Source organism: Desulfitobacterium elongatum, from assembly GCF_055378975.1.
In genome coordinates this window covers 1,065,399-1,083,247 of the sequence record NZ_AP038772.1, presented here as the reverse complement: position 1 = coordinate 1,083,247, position 17,849 = coordinate 1,065,399, and the positions used below count along the sequence as shown (strand labels likewise).

At 37.1% G+C, this 17,849-nt stretch carries 18 protein-coding genes; 1 reads left to right on the top strand and 17 read right to left on the bottom strand.

The annotated features are described in order from the left end of the window. Window positions 1–260: 260 nt before the first annotated feature. The 8 genes from ACZ42W_RS04955 to flgM form a co-directional block, all read right to left on the bottom strand. On the bottom strand, window positions 261–665 hold the full coding sequence (locus tag ACZ42W_RS04955; RefSeq protein WP_464168856.1) for a flagellar protein FlaG: 405 nt from the start codon (window positions 663–665) through the stop codon (window positions 261–263). A 236-nt stretch (window positions 666–901) separates the two neighbouring features. Then, a complete protein-coding gene (csrA, locus tag ACZ42W_RS04950; RefSeq protein WP_464168854.1) occupies window positions 902–1,135 on the bottom strand; it encodes a carbon storage regulator CsrA in 234 nt (77 codons plus the stop codon). Between the two features lies 1 nt (window position 1,136). Further along, window positions 1,137–1,595: a flagellar assembly protein FliW gene (gene fliW / locus ACZ42W_RS04945; protein WP_464168852.1), complete on the bottom strand. Its 459-nt coding sequence runs from the start codon at window positions 1,593–1,595 to the stop codon at window positions 1,137–1,139. Between the two features lie 150 nt (window positions 1,596–1,745). Then, window positions 1,746–2,294 carry a DUF6470 family protein gene (locus ACZ42W_RS04940; protein ID WP_464168850.1) on the bottom strand — a complete coding sequence of 183 codons (549 nt, stop codon included), beginning with the start codon at window positions 2,292–2,294 and terminating at the stop codon, window positions 1,746–1,748. A gap of 12 nt (window positions 2,295–2,306) precedes the next feature. Beyond that, on the bottom strand, window positions 2,307–3,206 hold the full coding sequence (flgL, locus tag ACZ42W_RS04935; RefSeq protein WP_464168848.1) for a flagellar hook-associated protein FlgL: 900 nt from the start codon (window positions 3,204–3,206) through the stop codon (window positions 2,307–2,309). A 55-nt stretch (window positions 3,207–3,261) separates the two neighbouring features. Continuing rightward, a complete protein-coding gene (gene flgK / locus ACZ42W_RS04930) occupies window positions 3,262–4,803 on the bottom strand; it encodes a flagellar hook-associated protein FlgK (protein ID WP_464168846.1) in 1,542 nt (513 codons plus the stop codon). A gap of 12 nt (window positions 4,804–4,815) precedes the next feature. Then, a complete protein-coding gene (locus ACZ42W_RS04925; protein WP_464168844.1) occupies window positions 4,816–5,298 on the bottom strand; it encodes a flagellar protein FlgN in 483 nt (160 codons plus the stop codon). Window positions 5,299–5,367: 69 nt separating this feature from the next. Continuing rightward, window positions 5,368–5,643 carry a flagellar biosynthesis anti-sigma factor FlgM gene (gene flgM / locus ACZ42W_RS04920; protein ID WP_464168842.1) on the bottom strand — a complete coding sequence of 92 codons (276 nt, stop codon included), beginning with the start codon at window positions 5,641–5,643 and terminating at the stop codon, window positions 5,368–5,370. 310 nt (window positions 5,644–5,953) lie between these two features. On the opposite strand from flgM, the gene ACZ42W_RS04915 reads away from it, so the two are divergent. Then, the gene (locus ACZ42W_RS04915) at window positions 5,954–6,223 is read left to right on the top strand and encodes a hypothetical protein (protein ID WP_464168840.1); all 270 of its coding nucleotides are present in this window, start codon (window positions 5,954–5,956) and stop codon (window positions 6,221–6,223) included. Between the two features lie 122 nt (window positions 6,224–6,345). On the opposite strand, the gene ACZ42W_RS04910 is transcribed toward ACZ42W_RS04915, so the two are convergent. The 9 genes from ACZ42W_RS04910 to ACZ42W_RS04870 form a co-directional block, all read right to left on the bottom strand. Further along, on the bottom strand, window positions 6,346–8,205 hold the full coding sequence (locus tag ACZ42W_RS04910; RefSeq protein ID WP_144677873.1) for a coiled-coil domain-containing protein: 1,860 nt from the start codon (window positions 8,203–8,205) through the stop codon (window positions 6,346–6,348). Beyond that, window positions 8,198–8,692: an ABC-three component system middle component 2 gene (locus ACZ42W_RS04905; protein WP_144677872.1), complete on the bottom strand. Its 495-nt coding sequence runs from the start codon at window positions 8,690–8,692 to the stop codon at window positions 8,198–8,200. Before ACZ42W_RS04905 ends, ACZ42W_RS04910 begins: the two co-directional genes overlap by 8 nt. Then, window positions 8,664–9,767: an ABC-three component system protein gene (locus ACZ42W_RS04900; protein WP_144677871.1), complete on the bottom strand. Its 1,104-nt coding sequence runs from the start codon at window positions 9,765–9,767 to the stop codon at window positions 8,664–8,666. Before ACZ42W_RS04900 ends, ACZ42W_RS04905 begins: the two co-directional genes overlap by 29 nt. Window positions 9,768–9,784: 17 nt before the next feature. Continuing rightward, window positions 9,785–10,030, bottom strand: a complete 246-nt coding sequence (locus ACZ42W_RS04895) for a single-stranded DNA-binding protein (protein ID WP_144677870.1) — start codon at window positions 10,028–10,030, stop codon at window positions 9,785–9,787. 347 nt (window positions 10,031–10,377) lie between these two features. Next, entirely contained in the window at window positions 10,378–10,665 is a 288-nt protein-coding gene (locus ACZ42W_RS04890; protein ID WP_144677869.1) for a hypothetical protein, read from the bottom strand. Window positions 10,666–10,748: 83 nt separating this feature from the next. Beyond that, complete coding sequence (locus ACZ42W_RS04885; protein WP_144677868.1) at window positions 10,749–11,078, bottom strand: hypothetical protein; 330 nt, start codon at window positions 11,076–11,078, stop codon at window positions 10,749–10,751. Window positions 11,079–11,090: 12 nt separating this feature from the next. Further along, window positions 11,091–11,582, bottom strand: coding sequence for a helix-turn-helix transcriptional regulator (locus ACZ42W_RS04880; protein ID WP_144677867.1), 492 nt, complete (start codon window positions 11,580–11,582; stop codon window positions 11,091–11,093). 271 nt (window positions 11,583–11,853) lie between these two features. Then, a complete protein-coding gene (locus ACZ42W_RS04875; protein WP_015261909.1) occupies window positions 11,854–13,434 on the bottom strand; it encodes an IS1634-like element ISDha15 family transposase in 1,581 nt (526 codons plus the stop codon). A 269-nt stretch (window positions 13,435–13,703) separates the two neighbouring features. Beyond that, on the bottom strand, window positions 13,704–17,819 hold the full coding sequence (locus ACZ42W_RS04870; protein ID WP_144677866.1) for an NACHT domain-containing protein: 4,116 nt from the start codon (window positions 17,817–17,819) through the stop codon (window positions 13,704–13,706). Window positions 17,820–17,849: the final 30 nt, after the last annotated feature.

Here is a 17,849-nt window from a genome sequence, read left to right as displayed (position 1 = left end):
AAGCCAGGCATCCTTGCCCGTGCATTTTATTTGCGGATAATAATAGAATCTTCCACCCTCCGGCCGGTTGAGGAGGAAGCTGTCCACTATTCCTGCTTACTTAAGATATCGCTAAATTAGGGTATTTACCTTAGGATTAAAAACGTCTATAACTAGTAATTGTAGTTGAATTAATCAATATTTCTTCTGATATCTCGATATTTCATCTTATTTTGTCGAAAGTTCAATTTTTATCTATAGTCATATCAATCTACACATTTCTAAACTCTCTTATCTAGTAGGATTCCTACATAATCCCGAATCGCCGCTAAGGTATCTAACAACTCATGGGGCGGAAATTCCTTAATGACATGTTGGTCTTTCTGATCAACAAATCGGACCATCATTCGCTTGGTTTCCTCATGCAATTCAAATTGAAGATCTGCGTTTATCGTTTTCATGAACTTATTCAAGTGATCTGTAAGTTGATTGACATCCTCGCGAGTAAGCTTCTCCTTGTCCTGTTTTTCCAATTGGGTTTGATTTTTACCCACTTCAGATTTAACGACCGAAATGGATTTATTGACTTCTGCTTCCTCTGACGCCACGGCCGATGGGGTAGATGAGTAATTTCTCATATTGATGGGAGTCTTCACTACTGTCATATCCATCCAATTACACCTCATTCTTATACTTCCTTTATCCGATGACTAACCGCCACTTACCTCCTGCTTCTTAATCAGGAGGTAAGTGGCGGTTAGTCCCTGGGTAAGACCAACTCGACTTCAGATGGAGTTAATACTCCATCTGAAGTATGTTTGCTCTATATAAATTATCGGAAGAATTACGAAAACCATTAGTAGTAATTTACATAATTGGATATACTCTTTGAAATGAAAAAGAAGCAAGCCGCGAAAGCACCTTACTTCTTGATTTGTAATTCTTTGAGAATATCCAACCCCGACAGATCGCTCGGAACAGCCGCTTGTTGGTTTTCTGCCGCGATGGCATCGTAAATCTCTCCGCGGTATATCTTGATTTCCTTAGGGGCATCAACGGTGATGCGAATGCTGTCCCCTTTGACACTGACCACCGTCACGATGATATCATCTCCGATAACAATTCGTTCGCCCACTTTTCGTGTTAATGCCAACATACTATACGCCTCCTCCAACCGCTTCTGAGGGCAGTCCGTCCGGAAACAATTTATGGCGGATGGAATACTCTGGCTTGTCCAGAATAAGTTGCCTGCCTGTACGGTTGACTCCATTTAGAACAATAGGCGCTAACAAGTTGACGGTCATATCCGACAGTTTTTCTTTTACAGAAGCAATTAAAAACACTTGTGGTGGATTTTCCGGAGACAGGCCCAATTCAGCTGCAACTTCATCTTCGAGTTTAAATTCATAGTCTGTAAAAAAAACAAACGGATCGACTAGCAAGAAGCTTAAGTTGACTTCAGTAGCCGATTGGAGGAAAGAGAACGGACTTTCCGCTTCATAGGGTAAATGCACAAAGGCCTTTTCCTCAAGGAAACCGGGAATTCCGTGAGGGAAATGGAGAATTTTCTTATCTTCTACTTCGAGTTCACCGAATCGGGTGGATCCTATTTTCATTGTTTCCTCCTTGGAGATACATTTCTCATTGTACAATGACTAAACTCCACTATGCTTTGCTTCTAATGTGGGAGTTTAGTGGAGTTAAGCCCCTAGATAATTCGACTATACGCCAGATGGCGTTGAAATGTCATCTGGGGTGATTTTCCTTTAAACCTTGACATCTACAGTTGATATCTCAATACTAGGATATTGTGTAACCCGAATATCGACCTTTCCTGGCTGGTAATCTCCTTGGACGATGCCAGGCTGCGGGTTGTAGTTTACTTTTCCACGGATAACCTCGATTTGGGCCGGGCTTGCTTGATAGTAAATGTCCGGCGCAGCAATGGGTGCCCAATCGATCTCCAAGCGCTTAGAGAAGCGGGATTCGAAAGCTAGGTCAGCAATCACATTCGTTGGTTTTGTAATCTGAGCCAGTCGGTTCCCCTCTTCGACGGTAGCTGCAATTGCTTTTAAACCCTCTTGTCTTCCAAACGTAGCATTATCCCGACCAAAGTCTGTCATATTCTTTCGACCAACGGAATAGTAATAAGCCGTATTATCAATTGTCAACTCACCCCGAGGTTGACTGATCTCCAACCGCGGAGGGATTGTCTCCATCTCGATCTTCGGCTGATTCGTTTGTAAATTCAACTGAGCATTCTGAAGGTTATATTCCAGACGAATGGGTTGGGTAGTTATGTTAAGTTGGAGCATAGAAAAGACTCCTTATTGCATAAAATCGACAAGTGAAGGTTGAATGATCTTCGCACCCACAGATAGCGCAGCTTGGTACACGTTCTCTTGACTCTTGAAGTCCACGAGGGTCTTCGCAATATCAGCATCCATAATATCGGAGAGAGATTGAGTTAAGTTCAGAGCCGTTGTATCCAACTGCTGATAAAGAGAATCCATGCGATTCTGCCGCGCCCCAAGTTGAGCACGATAATTAACGACATTATCCGTTTGATCTTCCAAGCCATCAATACTACTATCGATAACAGCCATGTCTGAGGTCTTTAAAGCAGAACTCAGGTCTTCTAAGGTTTTAAAGATTCCCACACTATCAGTCGTAGCATCGATAGGGGTAACTCCAAACAACTTCTTCCCATTCACGGAGATTTCAAGGCTCAAACTACTTCCCACTTGGAATTTCATAATATCGTCAGAACCCTGCCATTGAGTAGCACCACTAGGAAAAGGTTCTTCATTCGCAGTTCCACCAAATATATACTTGCTTCCAACCCGTGTATTCGCAAGCTGAACCATCTGCTCTTTAATCTGATCAATCTCTAGTGCAATTTTATTCCGATCATCAGTAGATATAGTCCCATTCGCCCCTTGGGTCGCAAGTTCCTTGGCCCGCTGAAGCATGGACGTCATATCATCCAGGGTACTATCGGTCGTATTCATATAGGATAAACCCTCACTGGCATTTGCTCTCCATTGTTCGACATGAGAGATACTGCTTTTTATCCGCAGGGCATTCTCGATTCCGACCGGGTCATCGGAGGGTCGAGTAATCCGGTACCCCGAAGACAATTGGTTCTGAAGCAGATCCATTCGCCCCTGAGCTGCTTCAAGATTTCGTAGAAGATTATTGCTTAACATGTTATTAGTTATACGCAAAGGACTCACCTACTTTCCGGGGTCTCACCCCTTCGGAATTCGACATTTCTAGAAGTTATCTCGTCATTCCCATACGATTGACGATAGTATCGAGCATATCATCCATCATGGTGACTAGTCGAGCTGCTGCAGAGTAACTCTTTTGGAACTTCACGAGATTCGTCATCTCTTCATCTAGGGAAACACCGGATAAGGACTCCCGCTGGTTAAGCATATGGGTTACGAGAACGTCCTGTCCTTCCTTCATTCGGTTCGCTTGCTGGACATCAACGCCCATTTCTGCGATTGCGGCTCCATAGAAATCCCCAAAGGAAGTTGCCGATAGCGGAATTGTTGCCGTAGAAGGAAGTCCCGCCCAACCTGAGGATAGAGATGAGATGTCTTTCGCAATTTCTCCATCCCCATAGTTTGTTTTTCCGGTTGCGATCTTCCAGGGGTCTGTGTTAAGTGTAGAACTGACCTTAATATTCGCTGCTGTTATCGTTATTGTTCCATCGTTCGTTTCGAAGAAATCTGGAATTAGTGCCGGTGGTGTTATCCCCTGCGCTACTCCCGTCTTATGTATCTCATTTACAGCATAGGCGATTCCATTAGCTAAATCGTTATATTTTTTTCTCAGATTAGACAGATATGCATTATCTTTCGTCTCACCTGCTACCAAGTCATATTGAGAACCCCGCATTAAAAGATTAGCTTGAAGTTTCCCTAATTTATCTCCTAGGTCTACGTCGACATTACCCAAAGGATGTCCTGCCGCCCACTTTACTTGAGCAAAGGGAAGCCCGTTTGCAGCGGGAGCACTCGGTTCTTCTAACTGATAGGCGGAGGTGTCATCAACGAGAATTTGGTTCCCCACATTATCATTGCCGAGATATAACTTGAAAATATTGACCTCGCGATCCTTGAAGGTGGTATCTTTACTCTCCACCACACGTACATTGACGATTTGAGAGAGTTCATCAACGATTGCATCCCGTTTATCTTTGAGATCATTGGGATTGTCTCCCGCGACTTCTGCTCGCTTAATCTGCAGATTCAAATCCTGCAGTTGCTTCGCGTACACGTTGACTTGATGAATCTGTACACGGACGCTTGAGTCAAGTCCCTTTTGCATCTCGGTAATTTGCTGGTCAATATGATGAAGAGTATCTGCGACACTCGCAGCTCGCTCAAGGACTACCGACCGAGAACCCATATTTTCAGGATTCTTTGACATGTCACTCCAAGCATTCCAGAACTTGTCTAAATCATCATGCAAGCTATTATTTGAAGGCTCATTCAAGAGCCCTTCAATCTTTGTCAGGGCATCTTGGCGACCTTCCCAGTATTGCTGCTTAGAGGTCTCCCAACGAAACTGCCTATCGACAAAGAGATCTCGGGCGCGCTCGATACTGGCTACGGTTACTCCCGTACCAATACTCAGATTATGCCCCATGCTGGGAATGCTGCTCGGCACGGTCTGCTGAAGGTTTGCCATCTGCCGGGAATAGCCTGGAGTGTTGGCATTCGCGATATTATGTCCAGTTATATCCAAGGCGGTTTGCTGGGATTCCAGCGCTCGCCGAGCAAGTTCTAATCCGGAAAATGTGGAGCGCATAAGAATCCTCCTCTAAATACTTTTATCTAAAAATCGAACTGAATTCGCAGGTTCACTTTCTTTCTTACCCGGGCGGTTATATAGGTTGCCAGTGGGTTGTGCAGTGAGTACCCCAAGAGTAATATCCACGACTTTTATGGCTTGCTTTAGAAGTTCTGAGTTCAGTTCATGGACTTCTTTCAAGTTCGTGAGAACCCTCTCTAAATCCGTCTTAACTTCTCTTAATTGGGGATAACGCTCTGCGAGTTCTGTCAAGGTGATTTTCTCGGGAGGTTTACCCATAAGAACGGAAATCTGCTCAGCCCACAAAAGCCGTTCCTTTTCCATCTGCGCAGCTTCCATCAGGAGTTGCTCTTCTCGAACTGTAACGGCCTCGAGTTCATGCAAGCTATTCTTAACCAGCGCTTGCTGCTTAAGCTCTGCAAGTTGCTTGAGCTCGCTATAAATACGCGCCTGGGTCTTTAAGTTATCATTGAGTTGCTGGATTTCAGGCACGGGATAACCTCCTTCTGGCAATACAAAGTTCATTTATAAAGATTACATTAGATATAAGGAATAATTGATTTATTCACGACCTAAAAGCTTATCTGCGATGGTCTGAGCATCGACCTTAAATTCACCTTTATTGATTCTCTCACTGACTTCACGTATCCTGTCTTCACGAACCTCAGGAATCTCCTTCACTTTCTGCAGGAGGCTTTGGTACAGTTGAGCCTTATCAGAGACCTTCACTCCATCTTGCTCGTTCCCCAATAATGCGGCTTTTTTATGGGTAGATACCACACGGTTCGTTGCATTTATACTTCCGACCGAGGATATTGACGTTCCATCTATTTTCATTTTGAATCCACTCCCGTACACAACAATCTTACTCTTATTATCGGCATTCCTCTTAGAAACATAAGAGATGATTTAAGGCGATTTTTGGTTTTATTTTAGGTATTTCTCAGTATTGCTCTGAATATCGCACCTGTTTCCTAACTCTAATAATTTTATCACTGTGGCGGCGCCCTTCATCCTAGCCCCTGTCAGAGGACCTTTTCGAAATTTTCAAACCGTTCACGTAATTGCCATCGTTTGCTTCTACCTGAATAACATCCATTCTCTGTGCTAACACTACAGCATAATACTACGACAGAGGGTGATAAGTTTGCCAACGTTTTTGATTTATCCGCTGTATACAGGCCTCTTAGCTATTCTAGTCATCGTATTAGTTCCCAGGCAAGAAATTCGCAAATTATTAATCTATGGTCTCTTTTTCGGTGCAATTATCGATGTATTATTAATTCTCGTGGTACGTTTCCCTGCAAAATATATTAATTATGGACCCTTTGGATTTATGGATTTACCGTTCTTCCCTCCTATGTCCTGGGTCAGCCTGTGTCAAGTAAAAACTAAAAAAATAGGACCAATTTTATAAAATAATTGATCCTATTTCTTAGTTTATCTTATCTCATATACACTCGAATTATCTTTTCGACTTGAGTCTCATGATTATGTAGGTACCACCACTTATACGCGTTTGCTTATAAAATTATAAATTTAATTAGGAATAAATCCCGTGCGATCTATCTCAGGGTTTCCAGTAAAATGGTGATATGTAATATTCGTCAGATCATTAGGTGGCAACTCATTATCAAAAATAATAATCTGATAGTCGTTGCATTCTCTAGATAGACTATAGAAAAAGGAATCCTTTACACTCTTGTCAACCTCTTCATTTTTTGCATTTTGCTTTCTATCCTTTTCTTTATAAGTCGTTAAGGGAGAGTCTAAAACAACAAAGCCAGGATGTGAGAGTCCACGTTCAACGCAATATTTCATAATAGAAATTATGAATGCCGAGTTTATAATTGCCCTTGCTCCTTTACCGTAGGATGCCTTAGTTTTGTTACAAACAACTACATCATTCGACTTTCTTTCAAAAATAACTTGTTGTTCCTTAGTTTTTGTAATAAAAGACCAATCCTCTAATAATACTTGTATTAGCTTGCAAAATTCTAGCATTAGTTCATCTGTTAACCTTTTGATTTCAACTTTATTTGTAACAGATTTAGTATTGTCAATCCGTTCAGATAGCTCTTCAATACGAGCTGTAGTATCATATAATTTCTTTCTGTTCTTTTGAATTTCAACAGCTTTATCTCGAATCTTTAAATAATTTTCATAATCCAATACGGTCTTTGAAATTTTGTTTGCCTGTTCGTCTAGAATGTTTTCAATATATTTAACCTTACTCTGTTCTTCTACAATAGATTTACTTATTTCAGTTAAATCACATTCAAAATCTTCTATCGTTTCCTGTAAATCAGTTAAATGAGTATTAAGCTTGCTTTTTTCTTTGTCAATAGCAATATAGTAAATCTCCTTATCTACATTTGTACTTTTCATGGTTGTATTACATATTGGACACTTCATTTCTGCTAACTGCCCAGTATAGTCGTGTGACTGCTCAATAAACTCTAATCTGTCAATGTCAGATTGATAGTTCTTCTTAAGTAATCTAAATTTTGATAAATTATCTGCAATCCTACTTTTTTCATTTGCCAAAGAATTAAGCCTTTGAACAGAACGTTCACGTTCTTCTTCGTGCTTTACTACTATTAGCCTTTGTTCCTTAATAAAGGAATCTAGGTTGGCAATTCGCTCATTAATCTGATCAGTATTGTATCCCTGAATAAGATTCTCTGTTTCAGCAATTTCAACTCGCAAATTATTACAAATTAGAGACAACTCATCGACTGCACCTTTTAGTTGTGCCTTTTTGACTTCTGCACTTTCAAGCTTAACATGTTTTTGATAATCAAAACCCGATAAAATTGCAAAAAATGTTGCTACTTCTTTGGACGAAGTTTTATCTCGCCTAGTATCTCCCATATAAATAGGGGAGTTTTTTTGCACGATACGGGATTCATTAAGCATCATTAAATACACAAACTTTCTAAAGGTAAAGGCTTCTGTTTCCCCATTTGATGTTTTCTTTAAAACATTTCTATAATGGCAGTTGAATAATGCGAGTAACTTCGAAGACAAACTATTCTTTGCTTTTGAATCATTTGAAAGCACTTCATAATTTGCTTCAACTAAGTGATCAATGTCTGAATAGATATAAAATATGTTATTTTTTTCACTTTCCTTTAGACTTCTTTTTAAGGTTATTTTTTGTTTCGCTGCTTTATCAAAAAACTCTAAAAAAACACTTTCATATCCTATAGCTTCATTTGGTATTTCCGGTATATCTGTCGAGCCAAAGATGAAATTTATACATTCATAAGCGAAGGATTTACCTGAATCGGAAGCACCTGCCACTACATTCAAGCCTTTTTCAAAAGTTAATAGAGCATCCTGTTTTCCGGCTCCTTGTAATACCAACTTGTTAATTTCTATTCCGAACTTATTCATTTAACTCACCTCCCATATAAATGTCTTTTTCAAACTCTCCGACCCACGATCCAATGTTCTTATCGATATATTTATAAATTCCATTATCTGAATAACCCGAAAGCTTCTCGTCCACAATTTTGATATTCCTCTTCAACTGATCAACATATCCATTTTGTAGTAAATTTATAAAATGACTTGTTAGTTTATTCTTTTGATAATAGATTCCTGTTTTAGTATATTTAATACTGATAAGCCCTTTTGAAATCATAAGATTTAACCCTTTATTTATTAATGCTCTCTTTACAGCAATTTCCGAGGAGTGGTTTGGATTGTCTGGGTGTAAACTTTCATATTCTGCATCTATATCTTTTAAGTGTAAAGCAAAATAATCATAATACATAATCCTTTGTGAACTCATTCTTTTTTCGCATATATCTAGAATGAACAAGATTCTAACGCCAACTTCTTCAGGTGAGTTATATATTTTGATCTTCGTTGCCATCATCAACCCACCTCATTTCTTCGTCATTTACTAAGTCATGGCAAATACCACTTTTCTCTAAAATACTAATTTCACCTAATTCAGCTGTCTTAATTGGAAGAAGCTGAGATCTTGCAATAGTATCATCTACTCGTTTCAAATCATCATCATAAGGTGACTCACAAGTTGCGATAACTCCATGATAAACTTGGTTTTTTAAATCATCATAAACATCATCATTTATAAATTCATCTCTCGCAAAACGTTTTAAAGCCTGAGCATTATGAAAGCATTCTCGTTGTCGTTTAAAGTGAGTATGTAGTTTTTCCCTTGGTTTAAGGCTCTCTATGCCAGAAATTGATGTGTTTTCATGGTTTGAATATACTTTAAGCAATTGATTGACATATTCCATTTTGGTTTCTTCATTGTCAAGAATTTCTTGCGGTTTTTGCATTCTAGGTCGTTGTCGTAAACCACCACCAAAATGATATTTATACCACCTTGTTTGTGCAAACTGCTCGAGTAAAGTTTGAGGAGAAATTTCTGACACTATGCTAAAATCGAATTGCATAATATACTCTTTTAACTCATCCGTTAATGGAAGCCCATCTGCTATAATTTTTTTCTTAGGCTTGCAATATTTATCCCAGGTATCGATTAGCTGTTGATTAATAGTCTTAGGGTGCTCTATTAAATCTCTCAACTCTTGTCCAATACCGTTACTTGCCACAATAAAATATTTTCTTGGTTTATTGTACTTTCCAATCATTGTATAGTAGCAAAGCTTTCCGAATTCAGACATGTATACTGAAGGTGACAAAGGTTCCTTATATCTCTTACACTGAAAAATATCAAACTCTTGTAAAGACTCCTCCAGATAAGCAACAATATCTCTTCCTGAGTCTTTTGAACCACCAATTTGAGCTACATTTTTGTAATGTTCACTTTGAGCCAGATAGCCTGATGCCCATTGGCAAGCAATATCCTCAAACACTCCTGATTCAAAAGTACGCAATCGAACTAAGGGATCAATTGTTAAATCAAAAATTCGACTTGAGTCTTTAGGCGGCTCAATTATAGGTAGCGGAATAACCTTCATACAAAAACACCTCCCCTTTACATATCATCAGCAATTTTTTTGTATTTTTGCTGACCAGAAGAAGTTTTTTCAATAGGAACTATTCCACTATCAGTTGTCTTTATGTAGTTTAGAAATAATGTTCCTAATAGGAGACGATTACTACGGGAAACTCGATTCCATTCATACCCTTTAAACAGATCTCTTACTAAGAAAATTTCCTCAGTATTCAACTGTTCTATTTCAGCTATTGCACTCTCTAATAACTCATTAACATTTGACATATGTCTACCTCCTAAACGGAATAACGATATTAACAACATTGTTATATTTATTGTATAACTTTTCCTGCTGCATCACAATATTAATCATCGTTTTAGACATGTATTTGCAAAATATTTAACTTAATCAGTAAATCTGCCAACAATAAAACTCTCAACGTGCTGAGGATTTTAGTCTTAGCAGTTTTAGTGCACAGGAGCATTTTACTGTCATATGGCTCAGCCTGTGTCAAGTAAAAACTAAAAAAATATCTAAATCTATTCGCTACAAAGGAAAAAGATGCCTTGACATTTTCAGTCAAAGCATCTTTTTCCTTTGTAGTACTTGTTAATTAACTTCGATTCCACAATTAACCATGAGTTATACCGCCTCCACAGTGATCCTCAAGCTCATGCTCCGAAAAGGTGCTTTCGCAGTGCACGCATATGTATCCACCGTTGTGGTAATAAATTTCTTCACCGCAATTCGAGCAAAAAACCCCATCCTCTTCTTCTGTGCCTACCCATTTATAATCATTAGGCACCTGGAAAATTTCCGTACCATTTTCGTCCACATGCACCTCAATATCCCCATTACATTTGAAGTATGAAGAAAATCCATCTCCATCTTTATTATGCTTACGATTAAAAATCCCCATTACATTCACATTCCTTTCAGACTTAATCATTAAATTCCGCGCAGACCACAAATCACCTAAATCAAATGTCAGTCATCTCCTGTTTAATTTATTTCGTCACAATCTGTGAGTTCTTCATTATTCCTTTTCGACGACTCAGCTTCGACTGCCTCAATAAATACTTTTTTTAAAGCTGGTTCGTTTTCTATTTTCTGCTTTCTATCTTTCATAAAACAACTCCCTTTATGCCCAAAGTAGGCAATACCACATAAGACTACCCCTATCAGACCACCTTTGAGTAGTAGTTTTGGGGCTGCTTTGGAAACAGCAGTGTCTCCGACACTCTTATAAAGAGTCTCCATACAACCTCCTGCTGCTTGCAAGGATTCTCTAACTTTATTATAATCACCAAGGTTCTCGATTGGATTTCTCATTTTTATTACCTCCTACTTCAATATTTTTTTCAGCCAACTTGCTGTTTCTGTAACTGATTTTGACTGACCAAGTACAATGCCCAATGCTGTGAGAGCGCCAATAACCCCAGGTACCGTCTTCAACAGACTTGTATATGTTTTTTCAAGCTCTACTCCTGTTTTACCTGTTGATGCTGATGCCGCTACTGTTTCTGCAGTATCTTTTATTTCAGAATAATTCTCTTCTTCAAGTTCCGCGCCTATGTCCACTAAAATATTAATAACTTTTGGGAGTACAGTGTTATCCGGATTTAACTCATTCTCATAATCAAGAATCGAACGAATAGCGATATATTGTGTTAAGTTCATTGGCGTTTTCGAATTTTCTAAGTTGCTGATAGTTTGCTTTGTAACACCAATTTTTTCTCCAAGTTGTTCCGCTGTCCAACCAGCAATTTTTCTTATACTGCTTAGATTTTGTTGAAGCAATTGTATTTGCTTTTGTTTCTTTTCTTTTTCGTTCATATAACGCCACCTCTTTGAAATTAGATTACCATAATATATTTACCTTGTCAAATAATTTGACAAGGTAAATATATTATTAATCGAACAAATAATGTGGAAACCGAACTCAACTATAGCGGTAAAATCCAAAGTAGTTTTTTGGTAATCATCTTACTGTCATGTGACTCAACCTCGAGTTTGACACCTCGAAAGCTGTAACTATTGAATTTCAAGGGCTTCCAAACTTTAGATTTGCGCATACCACTACAATTCCCTGTTTGTGGGAATTCATCTATACCTTTTGAACTCTTTCTGGAATCCTTGCCCCGACTGCTTTAAATGCGATCGCTGCAGCGCCATGAACCTCGGTTCGTACTAAGTGTTCCTGATCTTTAACTTTAATTTTAACGGCATGGACTTTCCTTAGCGCACGAATTACTTCGGTATAGCCGTATTCACTTTCGCAATTCATAAGAAGCTTTTGAAACTTGATCTGCATTACGAGTGCGAGAAAGCAAAGCATAATGTGTCCGCAGATCCGCCGTTCCGTCCAGTGGTAGACCGGACGTAAATCGAGCGTACTCTTGAGATTTCGAAACGCACGTTCAATTTGCCATAAGTCTCGATAAGCGGTCGCGACTTCCTCTGTAGGAAGCTGAGTATTCGTTTGCAATATGTATAGACCATCAAAAAGAGCTGCTTGTTTTAGTTTTTCCTTATTAATCGTTGCCGCATCCTGTGTGACGTTGATGTACTTTTTGTATTCGCTGTTCCCGATTAAATCCTTAATATTCCCGTGTTCAAGCTTGCTACGAAGTTTAATCTCAATCTTTTCTCGAACGGCTTGATCTCGTTTAGCCTCTTCTTCGTTTAAACAAACAATATATCGATCTCCTCCGAGGGTAACTTCTTTTACCTTGAGGTTATCCTTAACAAGAGTATACGGTTCAGGGGAAGCTACGATTTCAGGGCCAACTTTAACATTTCGCATCCGAACTCCCAGGATGTATTGAAGGTTCAATTTCTCGAGAAGCTCTAAGGTCCGCTTGCCCATCATGCCCCGATCCCCAACAACAATAACACGTTGGATATTAAATCGTTTTTTCAAATCACTGACCGCTTCAATAAATGCATCTGTATCCGGGGTATTCCCAGGGAAGACATGATGAGCAATGGGAATTCCATCCCTCGACATCAGCATTCCAATCATAACTTGGAGACGATCCGGCCGATGGTCCTTGGAATGGCCATATTCGAGAAGGTCGAAAGCCCCTGCGTCTCCTTCCACATACGTGGAGGTCGTGTCAAAGAAAACGAGATCCAGTTGACGGGTAAATAGGTCGGTATGATGGTAGAAAAGTTTCTCTTCAATCATTTCCTTGTTTTCATCCAAGAAGTCGATCGCTCGATAGAAATGATGAAGCTTCAAACTCTCTAACTCTGGGCGATGGACGGAATCTTTCCAATCGCTGACTCCCAGTTTACTGGTGGGCTCCGTTAAGCGATTTAAAACCATACAGAAGATGGCTTCTTGTACATCCACACTTAATTCTCTCTCGCAAAAGAGTTGAGCCAGTATTTCATGAAGTCCAAGGTTTTCCCAGAGTCGACGAAAGACCAAAGAGGGTCCATACTCTTTACTCCAGTCTGCAAAGAGATCTTCAGCGGCATCCACCACAGCAAGTTTATCGGAGAACTTCGCAAGAGAGCGAATCAGGTCGTCAAGTTTCCCATTTTGGAGATCCTCCACTCTCCCCAAGTTACAAAGGACTTTTTGACGAACCTTACCCTCTTCACGACGGCTCTCACAGATTTGAAGGTAACGGCGTTCCGAGCCGTCCCGATTGTAGGCTGTTTTAATACGTGCAAACATAGCAACACCATTATACCACTTAAATCGAGGTGATAACAGTAATTATTTGCCAACGTGCGGCACTACATTCTAAAGTTTCAGCGGTTTTTTGGAAGGATTTTTAGCTTTGAATCCGCATGAAAAGCCATAATTAAAAATTAACAGCAACAAAATTTTCGTTGTTGCTGTCAAACTCGAGTCAACCGGTATCAAGTAAAAACTAAAAAAAATCGTCCATCATGAAATGAACGACTCTAATTTATTTTTTATAGAGTAAAATGGCGGTTTAATTATTCTACTATTAAACCGGCACTTCTGATATAGTCATGCAAATTCTTCTTTTCATTAAATAGCAAGCTTAACAGATATTTTTTACGTGGTATGTTTTTAGTACCGATTTTCGGAAAGGGTAATAACGCTCGGTAACCGTCTACATATACCAAAGAAAATTCTTCAATTATTGCATCTTTATAAGTAATAGTATAGTCAACTTTATACGCATTTTTATCAGGGTGCCTCGTTGCCCATTCTTCATTTATTGGATGATCCCTTTCTGTATCGTACCACTTTATTTTGATGCTCGGATCATTTATAAGGGTCATTTCCTGTTTCTCATTATTCTCCATCCAGTCATTTTTCTTACTATCTAATATCAAACCCATTATTTTATTTGTATGATTGTGAGACAATTGATTTTTCAAATAATACTCTTGATTAGGATAGACCAGCGCTTCTGACAATACAAATAATTGTTCTATATACTTTCTTGCCAATTCATCTTCTCCAAGAAGGGAGTATGCGTTGATCATATTGACCAGGCCAGTTCTGCCACCTTGTTCTAATATAAAATCTACCATCTTTTCTTTGGTTTCTAAATCATCTAAAAGCAATGCAGTAATAATGTAGAAATATGGATTAAGATTGCTATTATCCATTTCTGGGAAGTAATTTTTTTTCATATTTTCAAATAGCAAAGAAAGCTGATTATCCCGCGATTTTTCTATTGAAATAAGACAATTCCAAGTATTTCTATCGCTATAATTAATATCTTCTATTTCACACTGATAATATTTTTGAATATCATTTATTGATATATCTATAATTGAATTAATAACTGAATCAGCATTTTCGTCATGAAAAGCATTACTTGATTTCACATCATAAAGTTCTTCTAGCAACGAAGATTCCGGCAAACATATTTCTATAACCGATTTAATAGTTTCCCATCTTCCACCGCTATCGGTTGTATCTTTCATAATTTTTAACATCGAATAGACACGAAATATTAAAGCTTCTATTTCGTGCTTTTCAAACCAATTGTTTTGATGTGCAACATAAATACATTTAGGCAATACATGTGAAATCAAATCTTCATGCCTAAATGCGGGTCGACAAATACTATTGTTCAAAGCTTTGATAAAAAACCTATCACTTAATGAAATATCAAAACATGACATCATGGTAGCAAACATATAATCATAGTCTGTATTATCATCATAGTACGATAATTGTACATTAGTCTTAAGGTATATACTATTTAATATTCGTATATTTGTTATTGATTTAAATAGACTTCTATTCTTCAGAAATATTTTGTACATAACTGTGGTAGTAGAAATAACACTATCATAGCTCAAAAGTTCTTTCAGGAAAATTTTTACATTGTTTGTATCAAAATCAAGGGTAGAAATTATCTCGCCTATTAGGTTTGAATTACTAAATGAAAACCAATTATCATATATAAGATTGTATTTTCTCACACTGTTAATAATTAACTTTAATACATTTGTTTTACTTGATGGGTAATTATCGATAAGTATTTTTCTTATTTCTACGCCTAAATTATATTCACGTGAATAGAGCTGGTTTTCTTTTTTTAAGATTATCGTAATATAACTATTTGCTTCTAAATTGCGATCCCAAGTACCATAGTGATTAATATTAACTTTAACAAATCTTTCTTCCAAAAGCTTTAAATTGTCATTTTTATTTGTAAGCAAATAATATACTATAGCAGTATTTAATTTGTTTGATAATTCAACATTCTTTTCTATGCTTTTTGCTATAGCAACACGCAAATTATTCTGATCATCACTATCTCCGAAAAGATAGTAAACATTAGTTGCTCTTATTAGCGTAAAGCACAATACCTCCATAAGGTCTACCGTCAAATTTAATAAAATATCTTGAAATTCCACCCTAAATAATTCAAGCCCTATTTCAAAAAATCCTATGCATTTGGTTGCGTTGTTTTGAGTATATGAATGTATGTAATCCAACTCCGAATCAATATTATTCAATTTCATAGATGAAATGATTTTTTCATAGATCTCCTTATACGAAACATTATCCATTACACAAATGCAATACCAGTATGCACATGGACTTTTGTTAATTGCTTCCTTAAGAAATTCTTCATCAAATACGTAATGTTTATTCAAGACTGTCCTTATGTCTTTCTGTTGTGATACAAAATATCTCTTGATAAATTTCCAATAATTACTTGCATCCAGAAATCCTTTGATTGAAGCACTCTCATTGTCAAACCACAGACTTAGCTCAAATTCGTTCTTGGTACATAGGAAATCTAATAATTTTTCTGATTGGAGGTATGATTCATTTCCAACACCATATCTTGATTTTAAACCGATATATTTATTTTCATATCCATGCCAATACTCCTTACCCAAATAAGCTTCAAAAAAACGTAATGAAAGATTTTTTAAAACGTCTTTTTCGGTTATACTTTCTTTTAATTCTTGTAACATAAAAATATTTATAATAAAATCCTTATCTGTCAACAATCCAAGTTCTCTAAAAACAAACGGATTAAGATAGAAAGTTTGACTAAGTTTTTTGTATAAAAAATACTCATGGTAGCGCCTATGTTTGTATGAATATATAAATTGCTTTTTTTCATCGCTTGATATATCAAAAAACATTTCTGCTAAAACATGGATTATTGAATCTATTTCTTTATATGTCAAATCAAAGTATCGTGCTCTTATAATGTCCTGAAATTTAGAGACTGAAATACTTAGTGTTCTTTCTGTTTGTAACAACAGCGAAACATCTGCCAATATTGTTTCAATACTTTGTGATTTAATCTCTGGTAAGTTCAGTTCTACCAGTTTTCTATGATTGTCAATCAGTTGATTTGTTGATTGCAATATTAGATCTATTTTGGTTGTTTCATTGTTTATATTCTCTATTGTCTTCCATAATAAATTGATAGAAAATATATCTTCTATTTCTTCCAACAGAGTTTGAATATTCTCTTTTATATCCGTGTATTTTTTGATCTTAGTTACATCAATCTTTTTCTCAAAATATAAGTCGATAATATTTTGACTTAGTGCATCAATCTTATAAATTTCTAACTCTAAATCTCTTTGCAAAAAGGTCAGATTAGGTGAACTGTTCCTTGAAGAAATAACAACTGACTTTGTGTTCTCTTTACCAATTATCGCTTTAACTGTAGTAATAATTTTAACAACATCATTAATACTTACTTCATCTAATCCGTCAAAAAAATAACTGAATTTTTGCCCCGCATCTACAAGAGAAATGTTATAATCTTGAAGCCTGAATCTAATGAGATTTTCCAAATCCCCTTGTAAACATTCTCTTAATCTAATAAATATAGGTATAGGTATAGCCTCAGACTCAATATTTGCTGACTTCGAATAGTTTTCAAGAAAATTTTCCGAACAATGTAAATACATCTTTTTCATAATTTCGGTTTTCCCTGTACCCGCACCACCTATAACAGCACTTATCTTGTTATCAAGAATAACATCTTGTATCTCTTTGAATCCTTTACCGTTTATTTGTAACTCTAAAAAAGAGTCTGACTTTAAAAACGTTCTATCTTCTATTGAGATATTTGAATCCATAAATGCAACTTCATTTTGTGCAGAAAAGTAAAGTCTATAAATATCAAGATTACCTATTTCATTAAGTAATTCTGAAAAATTTTCTTCTTTTATCCACGTTAAAGCTATATTGAGCTCTTTAGCCATTCTTTGAATTTTCACACGATCTGTAGTTAATTTCTGATCTGCTAATTCTTCTTTAGTACATTCTGGTTTTATATCAAGATTTGTGTAGATATACACTTCATTCAGATTATCTTTATAAATCTTAAATGCCTTATCAAGTGAATCATAAACCTGTTTATAAAATGATGTTGAATTATGATTCGTGGAATATTTGCACTGAAACCCATAATGTTTACCGTCAAACTTGATTGGTTCTGTTTCTAAGCCCGCTTGGTTATAATTAGCGGTAAAGTCATATCCACTAATTTTAAACTTTCTCATGAACAAGTGTCGACACATTCTTTCAAATGCATTCTGTTTATCTGGATTTTTCACATTAAACTTATCCCAATTAACTGTATACATAAAGAGATTTCCCCCACGCGCAATATTATT

Bases quoted from the DNA above. Each gene is read 5' to 3' on its own strand.
- ACZ42W_RS04955 (WP_464168856.1), bottom strand. From the start codon at position 665: ATGAGGTGTAATTGGATGGATATGACAGTAGTGAAGACTCCCATCAAT.
- csrA (WP_464168854.1), bottom strand. From the start codon at position 1,135: ATGTTGGCATTAACACGAAAAGTGGGCGAACGAATTGTTATCGGAGAT.
- fliW (WP_464168852.1), bottom strand. From the start codon at position 1,595: ATGAAAATAGGATCCACCCGATTCGGTGAACTCGAAGTAGAAGATAAG.
- ACZ42W_RS04940 (WP_464168850.1), bottom strand. From the start codon at position 2,294: ATGCTCCAACTTAACATAACTACCCAACCCATTCGTCTGGAATATAAC.
- flgK (WP_464168846.1), bottom strand. From the start codon at position 4,803: ATGCGCTCCACATTTTCCGGATTAGAACTTGCTCGGCGAGCGCTGGAA.
- flgM (WP_464168842.1), bottom strand. From the start codon at position 5,643: ATGAAAATAGATGGAACGTCAATATCCTCGGTCGGAAGTATAAATGCA.
- ACZ42W_RS04910 (WP_144677873.1), bottom strand. From the start codon at position 8,205: ATGAATAAGTTCGGAATAGAAATTAACAAGTTGGTATTACAAGGAGCC.
- ACZ42W_RS04905 (WP_144677872.1), bottom strand. From the start codon at position 8,692: ATGATGGCAACGAAGATCAAAATATATAACTCACCTGAAGAAGTTGGC.
- ACZ42W_RS04900 (WP_144677871.1), bottom strand. From the start codon at position 9,767: ATGAAGGTTATTCCGCTACCTATAATTGAGCCGCCTAAAGACTCAAGT.
- ACZ42W_RS04895 (WP_144677870.1), bottom strand. From the start codon at position 10,030: ATGTCAAATGTTAATGAGTTATTAGAGAGTGCAATAGCTGAAATAGAA.
- ACZ42W_RS04890 (WP_144677869.1), bottom strand. From the start codon at position 10,665: ATGGGGATTTTTAATCGTAAGCATAATAAAGATGGAGATGGATTTTCT.
- ACZ42W_RS04885 (WP_144677868.1), bottom strand. From the start codon at position 11,078: ATGAGAAATCCAATCGAGAACCTTGGTGATTATAATAAAGTTAGAGAA.
- ACZ42W_RS04880 (WP_144677867.1), bottom strand. From the start codon at position 11,582: ATGAACGAAAAAGAAAAGAAACAAAAGCAAATACAATTGCTTCAACAA.
- ACZ42W_RS04875 (WP_015261909.1), bottom strand. From the start codon at position 13,434: ATGTTTGCACGTATTAAAACAGCCTACAATCGGGACGGCTCGGAACGC.
- ACZ42W_RS04870 (WP_144677866.1), bottom strand. From the start codon at position 17,819: ATGTATACAGTTAATTGGGATAAGTTTAATGTGAAAAATCCAGATAAA.